Source organism: Acidithiobacillus sp. M4-SHS-6 (assembly GCF_047421495.1).
GTDB lineage: Bacteria > Pseudomonadota > Gammaproteobacteria > Acidithiobacillales > Acidithiobacillaceae > Acidithiobacillus.
The window spans coordinates 1,175,887-1,197,085 of the sequence record NZ_CP175559.1 but is presented as its reverse complement, the minus strand read 5'-3'; the positions used below and the strand labels follow the sequence as shown (position 1 = coordinate 1,197,085).

The window sequence follows — 21,199 nt, the reverse complement described above, 5'->3', positions numbered from 1 at the left end:
CCCATATGCTGAAATCATTTGGTCATGGATATATATAATTGTGGTAATTTTTCCGGCAGCTTGTCCACATGGTCCAGCACCAGATAATTGCGCTGCCCGAAAATCCGGGAAACATATTCATCGGCATAAGGATCCAGAGACAGACAAAAAGTCCGGATACCCTTGCGGTTCAGTTCTTCAACGGCTTTTTTGGTGTCGAAACGCAAATACTGCGGATCCCGCACATCATTATCGGCAGGTTCACCATCGGTGAGGAGCAGAATGAGCTTTTTCTGGCTGGCACGCTGATCGAGGAGATGGCCCGCATGTCGCAACGCCGCCCCCATACGCGTTGAAAGCTGCCCGGTCATACCGGCAAGGCGGCCTTTGACCTTGTCATCGTAGGGTGCGTCAAAGTCCTTGAATTTATAAAACTCCACATCATGACGACCATTGGAATCAAAACCACAGAGCATATAGGGATCGCCAATCCGTTCCAGAGCCTCTGCCAGCAACGCCGTCGCCTCCCTGGCCAGATGCAGGACGCTGACATCGCCTTCGCTACGGGTACGCAGCAGATCATTGGTGGATTCGGACAGATCCACCAATAACATGACCGACAGATCACGAATATTCAGTCGGGTGCGAATACCAATCCGGGGATCGGGCTGCTGTCCCATGCGGATATCGGTCATCGCCAGAATCGCCGCATTGATATCAATTTCGTCTCCATCTTCAACCTTGCGGGTGCGGACCACACCCTGGGGTTGCACCGCTTCAATCAACTTGCGCAGCCTTTGTACCAGCGGCTTTTGCTGGTCCAGCATGCCGTTGATTTCAGAAGGATCCCCCATTTTCGGATGCTTTTCATAAACGGTCACCCATTGCGGGCGTTCCAGTTGGGTCTGATAATCCCATTCGGAATAATTCACCGGTTGTGAAACCGGAGCCTTGCCCTCTTTTTCATTGAACGTCAGTCCGTCATCATCGTAGAACTCCGTGGAGAGCACCCAGACTTCCTGGGCATCATCCCCGGCGGTTTCCACATCGACGGCGTTAATCATTTCCATGATGCTGACATATTTGCGCACCTGGGCCTGTCCACCAGACAGGGGATCACCACTCCAGTCCGTCGCCGGAGCTGTCCAGAGATAACGATTGTCGTCACGATAAAGACTTTCAGACTGGTCGTTCTGCACCGAGTAAGTCCAGCCAGCCTGCTCACAGGCTTCGGCCAGTTTTTCGGCGACGGCCATCAACACATCATTCACATCCTCCTGCGCTTCCCGGACGCGAATAAATGCTTCGCGGGCCTTGGCCACAAAAGGATGTGCATCCACATATTCGGCATCCAGCAGGGCAAGACTGATACGATCCATGATCGCTACTGTGTCAGGTTCGGATGCCTGTTCGATGCAGGCGGGTAACCGACCCAGTTGCTGCCAGAGGGGAAACAGGCCAGGAAATTTCTGCACGGCCAGATGTTCTACCCGGGCATCTTCCAATAGACCAATCCACAAGCGTTGCAGGGGCTTGGCCAACTCAAAACGCGGATCATATCTGGAAAAAACCACATGGGCGGCAGCATGGGCGGCAGCGGCGCGATACAGTTCCAGAGCCGCTGTTTTTTCACCCCGGGCATTTTCCACGTCATCATAAGCATCAGGTACATGGATGAAATAGTTTTCGATGTAGGGCTGATAGCCCTCCCGGGTTTCGTAATCCCCCGAGGTAGGACGCAAGAAGAAATCGCGGCCCCACAGAGCGCGCAAGTACATGATCAAACGCCGCTGCACGTCAATGAACAGAACGCCACGCCGCTCCTGCTGGAGCACCGCCAGAGATTGCGGAGTACTGAGACCAAAAAATTCCACCTGGGCGGCAAAATCATTGCGATAGGCAGAAATACCCCAACTCGCCCAGCGCCGTAATCCGCCCAGGGTCATTTTTTCAAGAAGCACTTCAATTTTGCCCAACATGGGGCGCACACCGCGCGGCGCCTGGGCAAGCAATTGATCCAGCAACAACAAATAGCCTCGGAATAATTCCAGCTCGCCCAAACGCCGGGCAACAATGGGCGCACTGGTAAAGAACAGCGCCAACACTTCCGCACTGGTTTTGGAAAACATGCGAATTGCCATGGAGAGCATTTCGAAAACGGCCTGCTCACCGATTTCCCGGGCCACCTGGGGAGCACTTTCAATAAAAGCCAGTACCAGGTCAGAACCCCGACCCAACGCTTTCAGACTGCTGGCTCCCTGCAAGTAGGCTTCCAGACCACGCCGACCAAAAACCCGGGCGGCTTCATGCCAGTTCGCCTCCAGAACTTCCGAGGCGTGAGGCCCTAGATCTTCCAGGATCTCCGGGTAATCCGCCAACTGAATCGACATACTGAGCTCACCCCGTTTTTATCGAAAGCTAACCCAAGCCTGTGTACTGGGCACAAGCTGGCGCAAGAGGATTCATGATGAAAAGACGAAGTAGCTCAGTCCGGCCAAATACGCTGGGGATTGATCTCACGGCCCCCACCGGCATTCAGATCACTGAGGTCCGGAGCCGCTTTTGGGGTTGTTTTCTGGGCAGGCTTGTTACTTGGCGCGGACTTACTGCTCGGAGCAGCTGCGCTCGCCGACGTTGCAGTGGATGCAGCAGCCGGACTCCGCCGTTTGGGGCTCTGGATACTCGCGTTGAGTTTGTTCTCCAAATTGCTCATTTCAAGATCTCCTCAATAATTCCTTCGAATTCCTGTACGGCAGCCGTTGCCCGTTTGCCCATCTGATACACGCTTTTGCCTTCGATGGCGGCATTCCGGTAAATGGCCCGGCGAGCCACCTGAACCGGCAAAACCGTCAGTCCCAGGGCCTGAACAGCCGACTCTGTCGCCCGGGACAAGGCACTGTGGTTTTCCACCTGATTGAGCACGAATGCCGCTTGTCGATCCCGCTTGTCGGCGTGCAAGGCCGAAATCACCTCAACACTACGCTGGCTCGCCCATAAATCCAGGGGCGATGGCAGTACCGGCAGCAAAACCCAGTCCGCCATCGCCAGAACTTCCCGGGTAGCGGGACTCTCCAGGGAAGGCGGACAATCGATCACCCAGTAGGCAAATTTATCTGCAGACCCGGCGTCCTGCTCGGACCAGTTCTGCACTGACAAGGCATGCCCTTCTGCTTCAGCCGCCCAATCAGCCCAATCCCCCAGACTGCCCTGGGAATCCGCATCCAGCAGCAAGGTTGTGCCTCTTCTGGATAAACCCATGGCCAGATTCCAGGCGAGCGTGGTTTTGCCACAACCGCCTTTGGCATTGAACAGGGCAATCCGTTTGACTTTGGACATGCGGGTCATGACTCCCGTGTCTGCTGGGCGCATTGCTCCGCAGCAGCAGCGAACTCGGTGCGCTCCGGATCCACCGCATCATTTTCAAACTGAATGGCTACCACGACATAAGTCTTGGCAAAATTCAGGTTGGGATAGTAACCGATCTTTTCGGATACTGCGGTCAGCAAATCCAGAAAGTGACGGGTCTGGGCATAATCGGCAAACTCATAGCGTTTGCTCCATCCCAGAGGGCGACGCTGAATTTCCCAGCCATCAGGGGCCTGCAAGTCCTGGAGATCCTGGTTCACACATCCCCCGTTATCAGTCAAAGCGCCCTAACATTTCGGCCAAGGCACGCATATGGCCTTCTTCATCGGCACGAAGATGGGCAAACACCTCGGCAGAGGGAAGATCGCGCATCCGCTCGGAAAAATTCTGAGCCTCGCTGTACAGTTGCACTGCAGAAAACTCCAGATCCTGATCGTGGGTCAGCATCTCCCGCAAATCCCTGCCTGGGCGAGGAGGACGCAATTGCGCACCCGTCGGCGCTATACCCATCAACAATAGCTGCTGGCTGAGCAGACCGGCATGATCCAGCTCTTCCCGCGATTCATGACGAAAATATTCTGCCCAATCGGTCATACCCCACAGCGTACAAAGGCTCGATTGGGTCCGGTACTGCTGAACTGCCGTGTACTCATGAGCCAGTGCACGGGTAAAATACCCAATGATGCGAGGATGATGATTACGCATCACATTCATGGGACTCAGCTCAGATTACCGGTCACATCACCATCACGGCCACTGCCATCGGCACTGGGGGACTGAGGTAAAATATGTTCCACCTCGGTGTGTACCCGGGCAATAATGTGCGCCGCGACCAAACCGTCACCCACCCGTTCACAGGCATCCGCGCCAGCACGAACGGCAGCATTCACCGCACCGGTCTCGCCCCGCACCAATACCGTGACATAACCCCCACCTACAAACTGACGGCCAACCAGACGCACTTCTGCTGCCTTAGTCATGGCGTCTGCCGCTTCAATGGCGGGGACCAGACCACGCGTTTCAATCATTCCCAGAGCAATACCCGTAGGCGCTGCCATCTGTGTCTCCTTGATAGTGTTTTTTTCAATCTGCCAGAAAGGGCGTAAGAACTACGCCCGCTCACTCGCGTTCATTCCACGACAATACTTAGGCTGTCGGGGCTTTGGGCAGAATGTATTCCACCTCGGAATGGACACGGGCAATAATGTGGGCGGCCACCAGACCGTCACCCACCCGTTCGCAGGCATCCGCACCAGCACGAACGGCGGCGTTCACCGCACCTGTTTCGCCCCGCACCAGAACGGTCACATAACCACCACCGACAAACTGGCGACCAATCAAACGCACTTCGGCGGCCTTGGTCATCGCATCAGCCGCTTCAATAGCCGGCACCAAACCGCGGGTTTCAATCATACCCAACGCAATACCTGTTACTTCAGCCATTTCTTCCACTCCTCAAAAGATAACAAAATATTCATGACCGAATCTTGCCACGGCCTTAGGCGGTGGCAGTTTTCGGCAGGATGTTCTCTACTTCAGAATGCACACGCGCAATGATGTGCGCCGCCACCAGACCGTCACCCACCCGTTCGCAGGCATCCGCACCAGCACGAACGGCGGCGTTCACCGCACCTGTTTCGCCCCGCACCAGAACGGTCACATAACCACCACCGACAAACTGGCGACCAATCAAACGCACTTCGGCGGCCTTGGTCATCGCATCAGCCGCTTCAATAGCCGGCACCAAACCGCGGGTTTCAATCATACCCAACGCAATACCTGATACATCTGCCATTTGCACCCCTCCTTACAAGAACTAAACCCAATACCAGGAACGTTTAAGGTTCCCAAAAGTCAATGATTCCACCAATGGTCAAATCAGTGTGAATCTCAAAATCACCTGCCGCATAACGTGCCGCCGTTCCTGCTACCGTAAATACCCATTTACCGGGTGGAACACCTACGGGATCTGTTGCCACATTGAGTTTCCCCATTGCATCGGCCAGAACCCGTAGCGAACTTTGTTTCAGCCCCGGAACTCGACGGGTAACCACTAGCTCCGAAACCACCTGCATAATCTCCACGACTACATTGGATCCCAATTATCAATAATGCCAATAATGGTGAGATCAGAGGGGTAGTCCTTCCTGCCAGCAGCTTCACGGGCAGCCGAAGAACCCACACAGATCACCCAGTCACCAGGAATACAACCGACCGCATCTACAGCCAACGAGCGGGGTCCACCTTCTTTTTCCTGGACTACCAACAAGGGGCGATGACCCATTTCCGCAATACGGTTGGTGGACACCAGGGTTTTCTCCACACGCATAATCTTCATGGGAGAGGTACCTCCTCCAATGGACTACCCAGTTTGTGATCCTGAATAAAGCCGTGCAAAAAGAGCATCCCTGCTGCCAGCAAATCACTGTACCGTGCGCGAATGGCTGTGGAGACTCGTTGCAGCTTAACAATAACTCGGTCCTTGTGGCCAGGCACATTGGCGTCATAGTTATAGTGAATCGCCATGGGGATAGGCAGACCCTGCTCCACGTTCAGATGCCGGAAAATCTTGACACCCACGTCCAGATCTGCAGCACCTTCCTCCACCGTATCCAAACGGGCGAAATATGCAAGATTGCGGACCTGCAATTCCTGAAAACCATCGCCGATACTAATAAAGCGTTCGCCATGGCCTTTATCGGGATACCATCCCCCATAATTTTCCGCGACGTATTCAATCTGGCTCAAATTATTAATGAGTAAATTGGCAATCAGGCGTCGCATCCCGTCATGGGGTTTCCCCTGACCTTGACCCCAGCCACCCACATCACTGGCATTCTCAATGGCCTCGTAAATAACTAGACGCGCCTGATCAGCATTCATGCCCAGAGTCGTTTTGTAGATTTCAGTATTATCCACAAACCGGAAAAGGCTCAAATCACCCTGACTATCCGGTACATGAATGCGGATGGCATCTGTATCCGTATCCAATCCAATCAGCAGAATATCGGTGCTGGCACCACAACAAAAAGCATTTTCAATCCCTTGGCGAAATTGTTGCAAACGCTCAAGAGCCGCTTCCATGGCCACTTTTTCATTGCTGTGGTGGGCAGCACAGCCCTGATGGGTAGGATCCAGGGAACTGCCATGGTATACCGCTACTTTCAGGTACCGGGTACCACTATCGGAAGTACTGGGATATCCCTCACGGTATCTACGTAGTTCTGCCGCCTGCCAATCCAAAATGTCCGACTCCACATCAAAGAGGGTCCCTGCGAAAGCGGATCGCCGTAATAAATCCGAAGCTGGTAGCCGCAAAATATAGGGAAACAACCCCTTTAAGCGTCCATCGGCGCAGGCGGAAACATTGACCGCATGGAAACCACAATCCACCAGCAAGGCATCCAGACTTTGACCATCGGCCTGTTCCTGATGAATACGCTGGGAGAACTGTTCCACGCCCGCCACCAATGCGGCAAATACGCTGGCGCTATACAGCTTCGGCATATCTACACCGCGTATCCAGGACTTTTCCAACACTGCTTCAGGAAAAGTATGGCCCAGGCGCTGCTCCGCCAAACGGTTAGCCTGCTCCGTAAAATCCCGAAGCCCACTCAGCGCCGCCACTTCTTTCAGAACCGGGACAATATCATCAAAACGTGCCTTGATGGTGCTTTCGCAGCGGGCAAGACGCGTATTCTCCGTATTATTTACGAGAGGATGATGACACTGGCGCTCCGGCAGACTGGCACAGGCCGGATGCACTGCCGCCTGACCATCTGCCTGCAGGGGAACCTGAATACGTTCAGCCTCGGCAAATTGCCGGGCCATGGGCAGGGATTGCCCCCCGGAATCACCACGCAAGCGTCTGATTTTGCGGGTATCCACTTTCAGACCTCGCCTCGCAGCAGGGATTCAGCGGCTTCTACAAAACAGGACATCATCCTCGGGCGCCCCCGGAATACGTCACCAGTGAACCCCGGGTAGAACTTCCGCTACTACCCGTCAACTTGGAATCACTTACCGCTGCCGACAAGGTCTGACCCTTGTTGACGCCCGCAGACATCACGCAAATTCTGGCATCACCGCGTTGCGTCGGATTCCGCTTTTGCGCCCAGTGTCCCTCGGTTCCGGTCACCCGTTGACTCCGGCTCCAATCGTCGCCGGTAATCTGCCAGGCTCCCCGTTCCGGTACAGATGCTTCCGAAACCACTGGCACAGCCTGGGCCACGGCAGGCTGCAGTGCCGGTGCCGGACTGTGCGGAACTTCACGGGTCCGGAATTCCGGTGTACCCGTAACCAGGCCTCTCGCCAGATTTACCGGTCCTGTAACCCGATCATTCTGGTCAGCGCTGTTGCCGGTAATACGACTGGCAATCTGTCGTGAAGGCGGAACAATACTGAAAGTCTGGGGATGACCCTGGACTACCTCAGCAGGCTGAGGCGGCATGACTGGTGCTACAAAACGGGCACTGGCTGGTGCAGTCGTGACTGCAGGTGTTGCTGCCGCCTGTGCCAAAGCCTGTTGCTTCAGGGCACAACTACTGCAACAGGCAGGCTCTGCCGGGATAGACATTTCCTCTGTAGATAAAGCAGTTGCTGCAGGATAGACCTCAGACAGGTGACTGACGGGCTCAGCAGCATAGGGCGTTCCTGAAACCGGCGAATAGGCACCGGCTTCATTGCCGGTCACATTTTCCGAGGGCGTCAGCAATGGCCCACTGACCAGTTGGCCCGTGGAAGTTCTGGTTAAACCCACTTTGGGAGCTTCAGCATGTGGAGTGCTCTCACATGCCGCATAGTGCTCTGCTCCATAATATTCCGTACCGGTGACGGGCAAGCACTCTCCACGCTCGTCACCAGACATTTTTGGGTGTGTACTGACTCCTGTTCCGGTCAGGGTGGTTCCCGACAAGCTGGACATCATGCCCACTTTATCCACACCGCCGCCGCAAAGATTGGCTACGGCATAACCCGTACCCGTCACTCGCTGGCAACTCCCGGGTTCATTACCGGTCACCTTTTCAGAACGGTCCACCAGGTTACCGGTAATCCGTTGCCCCTTGTCGGTACTACTGATACCCACCTTGGCCGGAACCGGTTCCGGTGCTGTCGCCGTCCGGCAAAGAGACTGAAAGGTTTCCTGACTCAGATATTCGGTTCCCGTTACCGGGCGGCATTCTCCGGAATCCAGTCCAGTGATTTTCGGTGAACTATCCACTGCGGTGCCGGAAACCATCTCACCGGCAAATGTGTGGGTTTGAGCAACTTTTGCCGGCGCACCGTTAATGGTCATCCGCGCCACACCGGCATCGGAGTACTGAGACCCGGTAATCCGCTGCTGCACACCGGATTCAGAACCTGTCACAGCGACGGCCCTGGCTTCGTCAGAACCACTGATAGGCAGGCGCTGATTCGCTGAAACACCCATCGCCACCTTCTGGGGTCGGCTGGGTAAAGCGGACTGACAGAAAGCCCCGAAATTTTCCATGCTGAGGTATTCCGTGCCGGTTACCGTCGAACAGGTACCCGCTTCGTCACCGGTCACTTCGTTGGAACGACCCAATTGCGTGCCGGACACGGACTGCCGTGACGATGTACTCGTCACTCCCACCTTGGCGGGATTTGCTGCGGGCCGGGCTGCACAGAAACTCGCAAACTGGTCAGTCCCTACATATTCCGTACCGGTAATTCCGCGACAGGATCCGGCTTCATTGCCGGTCACTGAAACCTGTCGGGTAACCTGGGTTCCCGTGACTTCCGAACCGGACAAAGTGGTATCCACTTCAACTTTCTGGGGCGCACGATATTTACGCGAACGCAACTGACCGGCAGCCTGAGTGGGTTGGGCCCGACCCCGGCCGTGCTCCGCCTGCTCCTGACGATGGAGACGGGCAAATTCCCGGCCGTTGCCATTTTGCAGGTAACGTAAACGGGCAGCTGCAGAGCTGAGCCCACGCATCACCGTCAAGGCCACTTTGCCTTTCTGGGAAAGAGTCTGACGCCGCGCCTTACAGAGCTGGCGCACCGAATTTTCCCGCCAGGCGAAATCTGTGGGGTTGCTGTCGACCATTTCACAGACAGAATCCAGGAAGGATTCTTCCACGCCGGGGATCAATGCTGGCTCCGCATTTTCGGCGGCCATCACCGGTTGGCTAATTTCTGACGGCGCTGGACGGCGGCGCCCACGCGGCCGCCTTTCTTCAGGATCAGACCAGCATTGCGCGCCACTACATCTTGATGCACGACGCGCCAGTGCCGCTTCTCTTCCAGAAGCTTTCTGGGCCATATTTTCGATTTGAATGGATGGGGACATCACCACAGCAGTGGATTCTGTCCGCATCGTTTGGGGTACAGACTTTGGCTCAGCAGCTGCTGGCACTGACCGTGATCTCTCGGTTTGCTTGCGCACGGCCTGCTGGCGCCGCATCTTCTGCGCCAAAGCCCGACCACGCAAGTGACCGGAAGCGGATATTTCAGACATATTGCCTCCCTTGGAGTCGCCGCCGTGCAAGTCGAGCACAGCGGCATCGTCACTGTTGCTCCTGATCAGGAGCCCCGGTACACCACAAATGCCAGACCCTGGCTCTGGGTGTAGTTGTCGTAACCGATCAACTTCACCAGATGACCCGGATATTCGCGGTGGCAGGCTTCCAGCTCGGCCAGAATGGTGTCCACACTTCTTTCACCAAACATGGGGAGCTTCCACATATACCAGTAATGCGTGAACGAACGATTGGGCTCAACATGCTCTACGGCTGGGTTCCAGCCCTGAGAAACAATGTACTGAATCTGAGCCCGGATCTGTTCCGCAGACATGGGGGGCAGGTATGAAAATGTCTCATACCGGCGGACTTGCTTGTAATCTTGCACATCGGCCATGATGACCTCCTTCCTGAATGAGTCGATGAATGTTCAGAAATCAGCGGTTCTGCACGTCGAGCTTGTCGACCGTATCGAACTCAAACTTGATTTCTTTCCAGGTTTCCAGAGCGATTTTGAGTTCTGGGGAATGGCGGGCTGCATTCATCAACACTTCCTTGCCTTCCTTCTCGATCTCTACGCCACGGTTACGGGCTTCCACGCAGGCTTCCAAAGCCACACGGTTGGCCGCTGCACCTGCCGCATTACCCCAGGGGTGACCCAGAGTACCACCACCAAACTGCAGTACAGAGTCATCACCGAAAATGCTGACCAGAGCCGGCATATGCCATACATGAATACCACCGGAGGCCACGGCAAAAGCACCGGGCATGGAACCCCAATCCTGATCGAAAAAAATACCGCGACTACGATCTTCAGGAATGTAGGATTCTCGCAGCAAATCAATCCAACCGAGGGTTGAAGCGCGATCACCTTCCAGCTTGCCGACCACCGTACCCGTATGGAGATGATCACCGCCGGACAAACGCAGGGCCTTGGCCAGCACCCGGAAGTGGATACCATGGTGGGGGTTACGGTCTATCACGGCATGCATGGCGCGGTGAACATGGAGTAACACGCCATTTTTGCGGCACCAACGTGCCAGACCTGTATTGGCACAGAAGCCGCCCGTGAGGAAGTCGTGCATGATGATGGGCATATCCAGTTCCTTGGCGAACTCGGCACGTTCGTACATTTCTTCTGGAGAAGGCGCGGTCACATTCAGATAGTGCCCCTTACGCTCACCTGTCTGGGCTTCGGCGTTGTGAATTGCATCAGCCACAAATCGGAAGCGGTCACGCCAGCGCATGAAAGGCTGGGAGTTGACGTTTTCGTCATCCTTGGTGAAGTCCAGACCACCACGCAGGGCTTCGTACACGGCACGGCCATAGTTCTTGGCAGACAGACCAAGCTTGGGCTTGATGGTACAACCGAGCATCGGCCGACCATACTTGTCAAGCAAGTCGCGTTCCACCTGAATACCATGGGAAGGACCGTTACAGGTCATGACGTAGTGCAGGGGAAAGCGCACGTCTTCCAGACGCAGAGCACGCACTGCCTTGAAGCCGAAAACGTTACCGACCAGGGAGGTGAATACGTTGACAACTGAACCTTCTTCAAAAAGATCAATAGGATAGGCAATAAACGCGTAAAAGGCTGCATCGTCACCAGGAACATCTTCAATGCGATAGGCGCGACCTTTGTAGTAGTCCATGTCGGTTAGCAGGTCAGTCCAGACCGTAGTCCAAGTGCCGGTAGATGATTCTGCTGCTACTGCCGCCGCCGCTTCTTCCCGATCTACACCGGGCTGCGGGATAATCTTGAAACACGCCAAAAGATCCGACTCCAGCGGCACGTAGTCCGGAGCCCAATATGTGTGGCGGTACTCCTTGACGCCGGCTTGATATTTACCAGCCATAAGATTCCTCCTAAAATATTCAGTCTAAACTTGACCGTCAAAGCTGTAACCCTTGACGAATGTACAAAGCGCATTACGTAAGGTAAAGTAAAAAGATATTAATGTTATCTTTTGGAAATATAAAACCTTGGTAACCCGCCTTCCGACCCTGCATCAACTACGGATATTCACGGTGCTTGCACGACACCTTAATATGACACGCGCTGCGACGGAATTACACCAGACACCATCAGCGCTATCCATACAGGTCAAGCAACTTTCTGAGACAACCGGTGAGCCACTGTATGAACAAATGGGCAAAAAACTCTATCTAACCTCAGCAGGTGAGGCTGTGGCCCGAGCGGGTAATGATATTCTTCGCCGACTCGATGCCCTGAATCAGGAGTTGGACGCCCAGCGTAATCTCGAATCCGGGACACTCAGTCTCTCCATTATTTCGACCGCGGAATATTTTGCCCCCCGCCTCATTGGCGCTTTCTGCAAGGAACATGCTGGCATTGAAGTGCATTTGGAAATTGCCAACCGCGACAGCATTCTTGAAAGGCTCAAACAAAATCTAGATGATATCTACATCATGGGGCAGGTGCCCGATGATGTTGATGGGATCGCCCACCCTTTCATGGATAATCCGTTGGTGGTTCTGGCTCCTGGCGATCACCCGCTGGCAGGACAAACCCGTATCCCACCCCAGCAACTGCGTGATGAAGCCTTTATTCTTCGCGAAGAAGGTTCAGGAACCCGCCTGACTGCCCAGAATTTTTTCCAGGAGCGAGGTGTTCAACTCAAAGTCAGAATGACCATGAGTAGTAATGAAGCCGTCAAGCAGCTGGTTGCCGGAGGTTTGGGTTTGAGTGTCCTGTCGCGCAATACCATTGCGGCCGAAGCCAACGCCAGAAACATTACCATACTGGATGTAGAAGGCTTCCCGATCCTCAGGCACTGGCATGCAGTTTACCGCAAAAATAAACGTCTGACCGCCGTCGCGCAAAAGTTCATGGAATTTTTGCTGCAAGGTAACTAGTATTTTATTCTGTGCTTATCGGTTGGTCGCACAAAACGACATGCCGTATACAATAAACTGTGCTCATAAAAGCACTGATGCACCATATATAGTACCCATATGCGCTAACCCGATAAGCACGTTTTATTCCATAAAAAAGCTTACGAATCATACAAGTTCCAAGTCGAACTTTTTCCAGCGGAACGGGACTGGGGCCTCGTTGAACTCGGCGATGCCTTTGAGAACCCGCTCCTTGAGTTCGGCCTTTGAGGTAACGCGGATGTGGCGAAGGAAGGTTCGAGCCATCTTGGAGAAGGCGCATTCGACGAGGTTGAGCCAGGAGCCATGTTTGGGGGTATGAATATATTCGAAGCGTCCTGGACGGGTGGCCAAGTAAGCCATCGTTTCCTTGGAGATGTGAGCGGAGTGGTTATCCAGCACCACGCGTATCACTGCGTCGGCCGGGTAATGAGCATCCAGGCGTTTGAGCAAATCGATAAATTCGCGGCTGCGATGCCTGGGTTCCACGTTGGCGATGATCTCCCCGGTGTGCAAATCCAGCGCGGCGAGGATGGACAGGGTTCCATGGCGGACGTATTCATAATCTCGCGCCACCGAAGTCTCCTTTCCGGGGATCGGCGGCAAGTCCGGGGCGGTCAGTCCAATGGCTTGTACACCGGGCTTCTCGTCAACGCTCACCGTATAGATGGGCCGTGTTTCAAGATGGGGTGCCGAGCCCTCCCTGTACAGGGCAACCTCTTGATACACCAGAAGCACTTCCCGCATCTTGCGGTCGAATTCGGGATCGCGCTTTTCGAGGTAGTAGCGAACCCGGTGCGGCTTGAGATTCTGTTCCTGCAGAATCCGCCACACGGTGGTTTTGCCCACCTGAGCCAAACGGGGAAACCCCGTAGCTACCGCAGATGTTCTCACCTGTCGGACCAAGGCCGACAGCGTCCACAACTCCGCTGCCAAGCCATGATCCTTGGGTTTGGTGCAGGCCAGATTGACCACCCACGCCTTGGCATCGGCCAGGATTTCCGGTGCCTTGGGGCTGTGGAAGGTGTCTTTCAAGACGACCTGAATCCCGGCCGAAAGCGCTTTATCAATGCATTTGTAAATCGTCGGTCGGGATACCCCGACTTGCCTTTGAATCTCGGAAATCGAGATCCCGTCCGCATAGCGCAACAACACGTTAGCTCGCTCTACCTCACGCGCAGGCGCTGTTCTCGAACCACTCAAGTCCGCTAACACCTGTCTATGGGCATCCGACAACACCAAAGGGGCACGCTTGGTTTCTCGCGTCATGTTCGCCTCCGTTTCCGTCCTGGAACCAGCATGACAAAATGACACTACTTTGTAAATCATTTTATGGAACGAACTACTAGTAGTCCGCTCCTTTAATATATTTACAAATAAGCACGGACTTGCCATGATAGTGAAACCATTCAGACTGAAGGAGATCATGGGGCGGAAAAGTGGACGAGCGGCGTTGAAATTGTCTGATGAGCAGAGAGCCAAGTTGACTGAATTGGCGGCCTCGCGTACGGCACCGGTGCGCGAAGTGGAGCGGGGGACGGGGTACTGCTCAAGTACGCGCAAGGGCTGCCGATCAGCGAGATTCAGCGGAAGTCGGGTGTGAGTCGGCCGATGATTTACAAGTGTATCGACAAGGCCCTGGCGTCCAGGCAGGTCTGAAGTACACCTACCATCGGCCCCACGCGCCCGGTATCACCGACGAAGCCAATGCCTAGGTGGTGAGCATATCCTGCACCCAACCTAAGGAACTGGGGCTGGCGGCCGAGTTGTGGAGCATTTCGGCATTGGCACGCTATGTGTCCGAGCAGGCACAGCCGTCGGGGTTCCCGCGTCTTACTGGAGCGGGCAAGAGTAGGGTTTGGCGGATTCTCGACGAGAACCAGCTCAAGCCCCACAGGATCACCTACTACCTGGAGAAGCGGACCCGGACTTCGAACGGAGGATGCATGAGGTGTTGATGGCTTATCGGGACGTTTTTCTCTACACCGAAGGCGCTGTTCATGATGGGCGGTCGAATCCGATTTACACTGTCAGTGTCGATGAGAAGCCCGGTATTCAAGCGTTTGGTTTGACGTCCCCCGACTTACCGCCGGTCCCGGGCAAGGTACCGGGTGTCAGCCGGGATGACGAGTATATGCGTCATGGCACGGTCTCGATCCTGGCGGGCATCGACTTGCACACCGGCCACCTGTTTGCCCGGGTGGAAGATCGGCACCGCAGTCGCGAATTCATTGCCCTGCTCCAGTCGATTGACGCCTACTACCCGCCGGAAGCCATCATCCGTGTCGTTCTGGGCAACCACTCGGTGCACATCTCGAAGGAGACCATGACTTATCTGGCCACGCGACCGGGGCGTTTCGAGTATGTACATACCCCCAAGCATGGTTCCTGACTCAACCTGATCGAATGTACCTTCTCGAAAATGGCCCGGATTTTCCTCCGCCATATCCGTGTCGATTCGATCTCCGAACTCAAGGCACGCATCTTGAAGGGCATCGACGAGATGAATGCGGCTTTGGTCGTTTTCCGCTGGAAGAAGCTGGACTTGGAGGCTGTATGATATGTAATCGGCGCGCTCAAGAATGAAGCGCAACACCTTTGGTCCAAGGAGGCTGGAGGTGGAAGATGGGCAGCAAGTATCAGCAGATGAGCATGGATGAACGGAATCGGTTGCAGAGAGGGTTGAACCAAGGAATAAGCCTGAGAGCCTTGGCCAAAGAGTTGCAGCGTAACCCCAGCACTTTGAGCCGGGAGGTTCATCGGGGGTGGATGGGTAACAGTTACGATGCGGTTACGGGACGGGAGACGGCGTGGTCGTGGAGACGTCGAGGCACACGCAAGCTGGCTCCGGGGAATGCCTTGACGGAACAGGTCACCACAGCCATGCTGGAGCGGAAATGGTCACCGGAGCAGGTGGCCGGGAGGCTGCGCTTGGATTACCCCGAGGACCGGTCCCGACAGGTCAGTCACGAGACCATTTACCAGTACATCTATGCTCATCCTGCTGGCGAGTTGAAGCGGATGCTCATTGGGGCGCTGCGGCGGGGGCATGGCAAACGGCATCCCCGGAGTCGGGGCAAGGATCGTCGGGGTGGCATTCAGAACATGCGCCCGATTCGGGAGCGTCACGTCGAGGCCGAGGCACGGGAAATTCCGGGCCATTGGGAAGGAGACCTCATCAAGGGGGCCTACAACGGCAGCGCCATGGGTACCCTGGTGGACCGCAGCAGTCGTTTCGTGATTCTGGCGCGGGTGGATGACAGCACCGCCGAGTCGGTCCTGGATGGCTTCACGCGGCGCTTGCGCACCCTGCCCAAGGCGTTTCGGCAGACCCTGACCTACGACCAGGGCAAGGAGATGGCGCGGCATCAGGAGCTGGAGAAACGCACGGGGATTCGGGTCTATTTCGCGGACCCCCACAGTCCCTGGCAGCGGCCTACGAACGAGAATACCAACGGCCTGCTGCGGCAGTACTTCCCCAAGGGAACGGACCTGTCGGAATATTCTCAGCGCTACTTGACCAAAGTGGCCGACGAACTCAATAATCGACCCAGGAAATCCTTGGGATTTCGGACACCCACCGAAGTAATGGCACAACGAATCAGAGAGTTACAGGGTAGTGTTGCAGTTCAAACTTGAAATCGCCACCTTAGGTAAATATCTCCCGGCAAAGCCGGGAGATATTTACTGCAATTCATTGACGCGCACGCACACTTGAATATTGTATTGGCCGATCTGTTTTACACAGAATGGATACGCCGATTTTTGACGATTCGCATCAAGCCCGACACAAAATTTGGGAGCGAGCGCGAACAAAGAAAATAAATACTGCTGTTATGGCCGGAGACAAGTAGATGGGAACGATCACTTATATCTACGGCATTCGCGTGGATAAAGCATGCTTGCCTGCTCTGGAACATCAAGTCTGGCTGGCCAGAAAGATGTACAACGAGTGTGTAGCAGTCATGCGTAAGGTATATGACGATGCGCAAGCGTTAATCCGGTCGAAAGCGGACAAGGAAACACTGCTCTTGCTGGAGCGAATTGAGACTCTGAACGCTGACTTTCAGCACATCCGATCGGCTAATGCTGAGGAAGCGGTCCTGAAAAAAATCGCGCAAGAACGGCGGGAAACCTGGAAAGCCTTATCGCCGCTATTGAAAGCCTTGCGGCAGCAATACAAAAAGGAATTGCAGGAAATCTATAATCGGGTGGGCATCAATGCGTCCTGTGATACCTACCGCTGTCGGGCGGATGCCGTCAAAGCTGGTTTGGGATATGCTACGGCTACGGCGGTTTTGAACAATGCGATATTGGCTTGGAAAACATCTATGAAACAGGGTCGTCCGCCCCGATTTGCCAAGGCCGACAAGAGTACCCAAGACACACTGACTCTGCAATTCACGGCCAAGGGTGGACTGACCCAGAAAAAGCTTTTTCTGAATGGCAGCAAAGAAATATCCATCGAATTACCGAAAAAAATCGCTAAGCGACAATATGGACACTTTCTCTTTCGGCTGGGAGCGGCTATGGCCCATGAATACGCCTCCGGCACTATTCAGATGCATCGGCCCTTTCCAGAGGGCGCGACCGTGGCGCTGGCGCGACTGGTCCGCAAGAAAGTGGGGTGTACTTATCGGTACTACCTGCAATTTTCCTTGAACATCGAGAGCCAGCATAGGCAGGCTGTAGGGCATACCCGCAAATCGTTGTTGTCGGTGCATTTGGGCTGGAATGAAGACATCTCTGGTCGGCGGGTATGCGGCATCACGGATGCGGCGGACCCAGATGTCGCGCAGATTATTCAGTTGCCACCCGATATTGAAAATGACCTGCAAAGGGCGCAGGACTTACAGGGGAAGCGGGATGCATCGCGGAATGGAATCGCCCCAAAGATTCGGATGTTTGATGATGCGTTGCCGGAAGGCTGGGATGAGGAAACGCGTGAGCAATGGGCTGCTTTTCAGAAGTTACCGGCGCAGCACATGGCGATCAGCCGGATTCATTACTGGCGGCATCGTTTTGGAGAAATGGTCCCTGACTGGTTAAAGGCATGGACCTGTGAAGATCGCAAGGTCTGGACGGCCAGTGTGCATATAGCACGGCGGGCGAGAAATCGCCGGGATGATTACTACCGCAAGCTGGCGAAACAATGGGCGACGGGATACGAAGCCATAGCCCTTGAAAAGCTGGATTTGAAAACGGCGGCGCTCAAGGTGAATGAAAGGACTGGAGAGAAGACGGATTTTGCCAAAAAGGCGCGGGCCGGACGGGTGGTAGCCAGTCTCTATAAACTGGAATCAGCGTTGCGTTGGTCCTGCGAGAAGTGGGGCACGGCCCTTCTGGAGCATACGGAAAAGACGGCACAGACTTGTGCGTTATGTGGCGCGAATGACTTGATGGAAGATGTGAAAAACCATCAGGTATTACATTGTGCGGGATGCGGGGCGGTTGTAGACCGTAAGAGAAACGGGGCAGCCGTAGCTTGGCAATGGGCCAATGAGCATCGTGAGGAAAAGATAGCGGACTATTGGCGGGTCAAGCTGGAAAAGGAGCGGAGTGCTTTGGACAAAAAGGCAGAACGTTTGCAGAAAATGCAGAAAGCTCGGCGGGTGAAAAGTGAGATATCCTGAACATCGTGGATCCAATCGGGTAAAAATACGACTTTCGCGGACATCGCGGGGGAAAGACTGCATTTTAAAGTGAAAGAAACAGCCTGTGAGGGGCGCAAGCATCCCTGACCGATTTTGGCCATAGGTTGTAAGCGGGATGAAGCTAGGCTGGATCGGGGAGGAATCCGAACTTGATCAGCTTTTTCACCCAGCGGGAGGCATTGCGTTGCACGCTCAACGCTTCATAGTCGGTGGCGGCATCCCGGTAATATGTGCCGCGAGAGAGCATGAAGTAGATGATGCGGAGCATTTTATGGGCCAGTGCGACAATGGATCGTTTATGCCCCCGGCGCACCACGAGGCTTTGAAATTTGGATTGTAAGGCGCATCGGGTGCGACTGGCGGCATGGGCGCATTCACAGAGCACTCGCCGCACATAGGGATTGCCTTTCCGCGTGCGTCCGCTTTTCCGTTTGCCGGCCGACTCGTGGTTCCCAGGGCACAGCCCGGTCCACGAAGCCAGACGATCGGCGCTGCCGAAGACACTCATGTCGTCGCCAATTTCCACCAGCAGCAAGGCCGCCCCCATAAGGTCCACCCCCGGCAAGGTCTGCAGCAAGGTCAGCGCGTGCTGTTGTGCTTGCAAACCCTCCAGTAATCGGGCGTCAAAGCGGGCGATCTGGGCCTCCAGGGCTTCGATATGACGCATCGTTTCTTCCAGCACAAAACCATGGCTGGCACTCAAATCGCCCTGCAGCGCATCCAGTATCTCCGCGCGGCTGGCCTTGAGGCGACGGCTCGCCAGGGACAGCACTTCCTGGGCTTTGTGCGAAGAGAAGGGGGATTCTGCGTCTCCAGGAAGCGTCGTCATCCGAATTATTGGAAATATCCCTACAAACACATCGCTAAAGAAGGCCTCAAAACGGGGAAAAAGCCGATACACATTGCGTTGCCCGTCATTCGCTCTAGCCAATCGCGGATTTTGGGTAATTCCCTAATCCCGCGATTACGAAGCTGAATATACGGATAAGGTCCCGATCTGCAAGCCTTTCTGGTAGAATGATCTGGCGAAAGAAACTCACCCAGAAGGTAGGATTGCAGGAGGGACCGATGAGTAAGATGGCACAAAGCATGCTTCCATTCCAGTTGGCGGCCAGTGAAGAGGTACTGACGGCGCAAGCGGGCCTGGTGCTGTTTGCGGAGCATCTGGATCGGCTGCATTTCCTCCGTTGGCTGGAGCGGGACATGCCGCAGCCGGGCAGTGGCCGGGGCTATTCGGCGGTGCAGCAGGTGCTGCCGCTGGTCCTGATGCTTACCGGCGGTGGGCGTTCGCTGGAAGACCTGCGGGTCATTCATGCCGACCCGGTATTGCGCCGTCTGCTGTCCTGGGAGCGGCTGCCCAGCCCGGATACGGTGGGGGACTGGTTGCGTCGTACCGGCGAAGGAGAAGGACTGGCCGGTCTGGACCGGGTGCATCGCCGGGTGGTGGCCGCACACCTGCGTAAGGGTGGCCGCAAGGCCCATACCCTGGATATCGATGCCACCCAGATCGTGGCGGAGAAACAGGAGGCGGCCTGGACCTACAAAGGCGAGCGGGGCTATATGCCCATGGTCGGGCATCTGGCTGAAGCCGGGGTCGTGATCCATGACGACTTCCGGGCCGGGAATGTGGCCCCGGCGACGGAGAACCTGGATTTCGTAAAGGCCTGTGAGACCCGCCTTCCCCAGGGTCACCACATCACCGCCCTCCGGGCGGATTCGGCCAGCTATCAGGCAGAACTGTTCAACTACTGTGAACGGACGGACAAGACCTTTGCCATTGGCGGCCGCCTGGACGCTTCCACCCTGGCGGCCATTGCCGCCCTTCCCGACAGCGCCTGGACCCAGTATGCCGACTGCGCCGTGGCGGAGACGGTACATAGCATGGCGGATACGGAGAAGGCCTTTCGGCTGATCGTGGTTCGCTATCGGCATCAGGCGGAGCTTCTGGAAGAGGACCGGCCCCGCTACCATGTCATCGCCAGTAACCGCTCGGGCAGTACCGCCGATGTGCTGGTCTGGTACCGCCAGCGCGGGGAACATTCCGAGAATGGCATCAAGGAACTCAAAATCGGCTTTGGCATGGAGCGTATGCCCTGTGGGCAGGAGAGCGCCAATGCTGCGTTTTTCCGGATCGGCGTCATCGCCCATAATCTCTTCGTGCACTTCAAACATGCCGCCCTGGGAGAGGACTGGCAACGGCACCGGGTGGCCACGGTACGTTGGCGATGGTTCCAGGTCCCGGGCCGACTCATCCACCACGCTGGACGCTGGATGCTGAAGATCGCCACTCACCGACTCGACGAATTCCTCGCCATCCGCAGCCGGGCCGACCCCGATGGCTCCCCCCTCGCGACCTGAAGACCTGATCCCACGGTTTCCGCAGTGTGCCAACAGCACAGGGAGACAGCTGCGCCCAATCCCTCTCAAGCAGGTCTCCCCACCCAAAAACCGGACTCACGAAGCCGCCCGGACCCGTTTCCGCCCGCTTTCCCCTTCACCAGAAACCAGATTCCGTTGAAAAACACTCCCCCAGGACCAAAGCATCCCATCAACCCTCATGCAATCGCGGATTTTGGGTAATTACTATTGCTTGCAAAAATAAGAGCCTTTGTGTATATTACTATTTGGTTCCTATCTCAACGGGCATAAGGTTGAGACGAAGAGGGTTCGGTGGTAGACGTGCTCACTTCCCTATAGTAATGCCTATCTCAACGGGCATAAGGTTGAGACATTGCCGGGATCTCCCTTCTTATTCCATCGCGGTAGGGATACACATTACTGGACACCCCCCGCACAGATTCCAGCGGGCGCAATTCGCGC

19 protein-coding genes and 2 pseudogenes are annotated in these 21,199 nt (G+C 55.4%); 5 read left to right on the top strand and 16 right to left on the bottom strand.

What is annotated here, in order from left to right; genetic code table 11:
- Nucleotides 1-14: 14 nt before the first annotated feature.
- From ACJU26_RS06155 to ACJU26_RS06090, 14 genes are all read right to left on the bottom strand, one after another.
- Nucleotides 15-2,369 carry a nitric oxide reductase activation protein NorD gene (locus tag ACJU26_RS06155; protein WP_414041631.1) on the bottom strand — a complete coding sequence of 785 codons (2,355 nt, stop codon included), beginning with the start codon at nt 2,367-2,369 and terminating at the stop codon, nt 15-17.
- 95 nt (nt 2,370-2,464) lie between these two features.
- Nucleotides 2,465-2,692 (bottom strand): hypothetical protein, encoded by a 228-nt coding sequence (locus ACJU26_RS06150; RefSeq protein ID WP_414041630.1) that lies wholly within the window; start codon nt 2,690-2,692, stop codon nt 2,465-2,467.
- On the bottom strand, nt 2,689-3,315 hold the full coding sequence (locus ACJU26_RS06145) for an AAA family ATPase (RefSeq protein ID WP_414041629.1): 627 nt from the start codon (nt 3,313-3,315) through the stop codon (nt 2,689-2,691). The genes ACJU26_RS06150 and ACJU26_RS06145 overlap by 4 nt, the downstream gene beginning before the upstream one ends.
- A gap of 5 nt (nt 3,316-3,320) precedes the next feature.
- On the bottom strand, nt 3,321-3,605 hold the full coding sequence (locus ACJU26_RS06140; RefSeq protein WP_414041628.1) for a hypothetical protein: 285 nt from the start codon (nt 3,603-3,605) through the stop codon (nt 3,321-3,323).
- A gap of 13 nt (nt 3,606-3,618) precedes the next feature.
- Complete coding sequence (locus ACJU26_RS06135) at nt 3,619-4,059, bottom strand: ferritin-like domain-containing protein (protein ID WP_414041627.1); 441 nt, start codon at nt 4,057-4,059, stop codon at nt 3,619-3,621.
- Between the two features lie 5 nt (nt 4,060-4,064).
- Nucleotides 4,065-4,403, bottom strand: coding sequence for a BMC domain-containing protein (locus tag ACJU26_RS06130; protein ID WP_414041626.1), 339 nt, complete (start codon nt 4,401-4,403; stop codon nt 4,065-4,067).
- A gap of 88 nt (nt 4,404-4,491) precedes the next feature.
- Nucleotides 4,492-4,788 (bottom strand): BMC domain-containing protein, encoded by a 297-nt coding sequence (locus ACJU26_RS06125; protein ID WP_414041625.1) that lies wholly within the window; start codon nt 4,786-4,788, stop codon nt 4,492-4,494.
- A 55-nt stretch (nt 4,789-4,843) separates the two neighbouring features.
- Complete coding sequence (locus ACJU26_RS06120) at nt 4,844-5,140, bottom strand: BMC domain-containing protein (RefSeq protein WP_101538125.1); 297 nt, start codon at nt 5,138-5,140, stop codon at nt 4,844-4,846.
- Nucleotides 5,141-5,183: 43 nt separating this feature from the next.
- On the bottom strand, nt 5,184-5,420 hold the full coding sequence (locus ACJU26_RS06115) for a carboxysome peptide B (RefSeq protein ID WP_414041943.1): 237 nt from the start codon (nt 5,418-5,420) through the stop codon (nt 5,184-5,186).
- Nucleotides 5,421-5,431: 11 nt separating this feature from the next.
- Nucleotides 5,432-5,683 (bottom strand): carboxysome peptide A, encoded by a 252-nt coding sequence (locus ACJU26_RS06110; RefSeq protein WP_414041624.1) that lies wholly within the window; start codon nt 5,681-5,683, stop codon nt 5,432-5,434.
- Complete coding sequence (locus tag ACJU26_RS06105) at nt 5,680-7,233, bottom strand: carboxysome shell carbonic anhydrase (RefSeq protein WP_414041623.1); 1,554 nt, start codon at nt 7,231-7,233, stop codon at nt 5,680-5,682. Before ACJU26_RS06105 ends, ACJU26_RS06110 begins: the two co-directional genes overlap by 4 nt.
- A gap of 52 nt (nt 7,234-7,285) precedes the next feature.
- Entirely contained in the window at nt 7,286-9,829 is a 2,544-nt protein-coding gene (locus ACJU26_RS06100; protein ID WP_414041622.1) for a CsoS2 family carboxysome shell protein, read from the bottom strand.
- A gap of 65 nt (nt 9,830-9,894) precedes the next feature.
- On the bottom strand, nt 9,895-10,227 hold the full coding sequence (locus tag ACJU26_RS06095; protein ID WP_414041621.1) for a ribulose bisphosphate carboxylase small subunit: 333 nt from the start codon (nt 10,225-10,227) through the stop codon (nt 9,895-9,897).
- Between the two features lie 40 nt (nt 10,228-10,267).
- Complete coding sequence (locus tag ACJU26_RS06090; RefSeq protein WP_414041620.1) at nt 10,268-11,686, bottom strand: form I ribulose bisphosphate carboxylase large subunit; 1,419 nt, start codon at nt 11,684-11,686, stop codon at nt 10,268-10,270.
- 127 nt (nt 11,687-11,813) lie between these two features.
- On the opposite strand from ACJU26_RS06090, the gene ACJU26_RS06085 reads away from it, so the two are divergent.
- Complete coding sequence (locus ACJU26_RS06085) at nt 11,814-12,707, top strand: LysR substrate-binding domain-containing protein (protein ID WP_414041619.1); 894 nt, start codon at nt 11,814-11,816, stop codon at nt 12,705-12,707.
- 147 nt (nt 12,708-12,854) lie between these two features.
- Here ACJU26_RS06085 and ACJU26_RS06080 read toward each other — a convergent pair whose 3' ends face one another.
- Complete coding sequence (locus tag ACJU26_RS06080; RefSeq protein ID WP_414041618.1) at nt 12,855-13,994, bottom strand: IS630 family transposase; 1,140 nt, start codon at nt 13,992-13,994, stop codon at nt 12,855-12,857.
- Nucleotides 13,995-14,151: 157 nt separating this feature from the next.
- Between ACJU26_RS06080 and ACJU26_RS06075 the strand changes: the two are divergent.
- The 3 genes and pseudogenes from ACJU26_RS06075 (at nt 14,152) to ACJU26_RS06065 (ending at nt 18,358) form a co-directional block, all read left to right on the top strand.
- Nucleotides 14,152-15,285, top strand: a pseudogene (locus tag ACJU26_RS06075) (IS630 family transposase).
- A 65-nt stretch (nt 15,286-15,350) separates the two neighbouring features.
- The gene (locus ACJU26_RS06070) at nt 15,351-16,364 is read left to right on the top strand and encodes an IS30 family transposase (protein WP_414041617.1); all 1,014 of its coding nucleotides are present in this window, start codon (nt 15,351-15,353) and stop codon (nt 16,362-16,364) included.
- Between the two features lie 215 nt (nt 16,365-16,579).
- The gene (locus ACJU26_RS06065) at nt 16,580-18,358 is read left to right on the top strand and encodes a hypothetical protein (RefSeq protein WP_414041616.1); all 1,779 of its coding nucleotides are present in this window, start codon (nt 16,580-16,582) and stop codon (nt 18,356-18,358) included.
- 142 nt (nt 18,359-18,500) lie between these two features.
- Here ACJU26_RS06065 and ACJU26_RS06060 read toward each other — a convergent pair.
- Nucleotides 18,501-19,157: pseudogene (locus ACJU26_RS06060) on the bottom strand (IS110 family transposase); the annotation flags it as partial.
- Between the two features lie 299 nt (nt 19,158-19,456).
- Between ACJU26_RS06060 and ACJU26_RS06055 the strand changes: the two are divergent.
- Nucleotides 19,457-20,737 (top strand): IS1380 family transposase, encoded by a 1,281-nt coding sequence (locus ACJU26_RS06055; protein WP_414041942.1) that lies wholly within the window; start codon nt 19,457-19,459, stop codon nt 20,735-20,737.
- Nucleotides 20,738-21,199 lie beyond the last annotated feature (462 nt).

Bases quoted from the DNA above. Each gene is read 5' to 3' on its own strand.
- ACJU26_RS06100 (WP_414041622.1), bottom strand. From the start codon at position 9,829: ATGTCTGAAATATCCGCTTCCGGTCACTTGCGTGGTCGGGCTTTGGCG.
- ACJU26_RS06090 (WP_414041620.1), bottom strand. From the start codon at position 11,686: ATGGCTGGTAAATATCAAGCCGGCGTCAAGGAGTACCGCCACACATAT.
- ACJU26_RS06070 (WP_414041617.1), top strand. From the start codon at position 15,351: ATGGGCAGCAAGTATCAGCAGATGAGCATGGATGAACGGAATCGGTTG.
- ACJU26_RS06095 (WP_414041621.1), bottom strand. From the start codon at position 10,227: ATGGCCGATGTGCAAGATTACAAGCAAGTCCGCCGGTATGAGACATTT.
- ACJU26_RS06145 (WP_414041629.1), bottom strand. From the start codon at position 3,315: ATGTCCAAAGTCAAACGGATTGCCCTGTTCAATGCCAAAGGCGGTTGT.
- ACJU26_RS06055 (WP_414041942.1), top strand. From the start codon at position 19,457: ATGGCACAAAGCATGCTTCCATTCCAGTTGGCGGCCAGTGAAGAGGTA.
- ACJU26_RS06130 (WP_414041626.1), bottom strand. From the start codon at position 4,403: ATGGCAGCGCCTACGGGTATTGCTCTGGGAATGATTGAAACGCGTGGT.
- ACJU26_RS06065 (WP_414041616.1), top strand. From the start codon at position 16,580: ATGGGAACGATCACTTATATCTACGGCATTCGCGTGGATAAAGCATGC.
- ACJU26_RS06135 (WP_414041627.1), bottom strand. From the start codon at position 4,059: ATGAATGTGATGCGTAATCATCATCCTCGCATCATTGGGTATTTTACC.
- ACJU26_RS06080 (WP_414041618.1), bottom strand. From the start codon at position 13,994: ATGACGCGAGAAACCAAGCGTGCCCCTTTGGTGTTGTCGGATGCCCAT.
- ACJU26_RS06150 (WP_414041630.1), bottom strand. From the start codon at position 2,692: ATGAGCAATTTGGAGAACAAACTCAACGCGAGTATCCAGAGCCCCAAA.
- ACJU26_RS06155 (WP_414041631.1), bottom strand. From the start codon at position 2,369: ATGTCGATTCAGTTGGCGGATTACCCGGAGATCCTGGAAGATCTAGGG.
- ACJU26_RS06110 (WP_414041624.1), bottom strand. From the start codon at position 5,683: ATGAAGATTATGCGTGTGGAGAAAACCCTGGTGTCCACCAACCGTATT.
- ACJU26_RS06115 (WP_414041943.1), bottom strand. From the start codon at position 5,420: ATGCAGGTGGTTTCGGAGCTAGTGGTTACCCGTCGAGTTCCGGGGCTG.
- ACJU26_RS06120 (WP_101538125.1), bottom strand. From the start codon at position 5,140: ATGGCAGATGTATCAGGTATTGCGTTGGGTATGATTGAAACCCGCGGT.
- ACJU26_RS06125 (WP_414041625.1), bottom strand. From the start codon at position 4,788: ATGGCTGAAGTAACAGGTATTGCGTTGGGTATGATTGAAACCCGCGGT.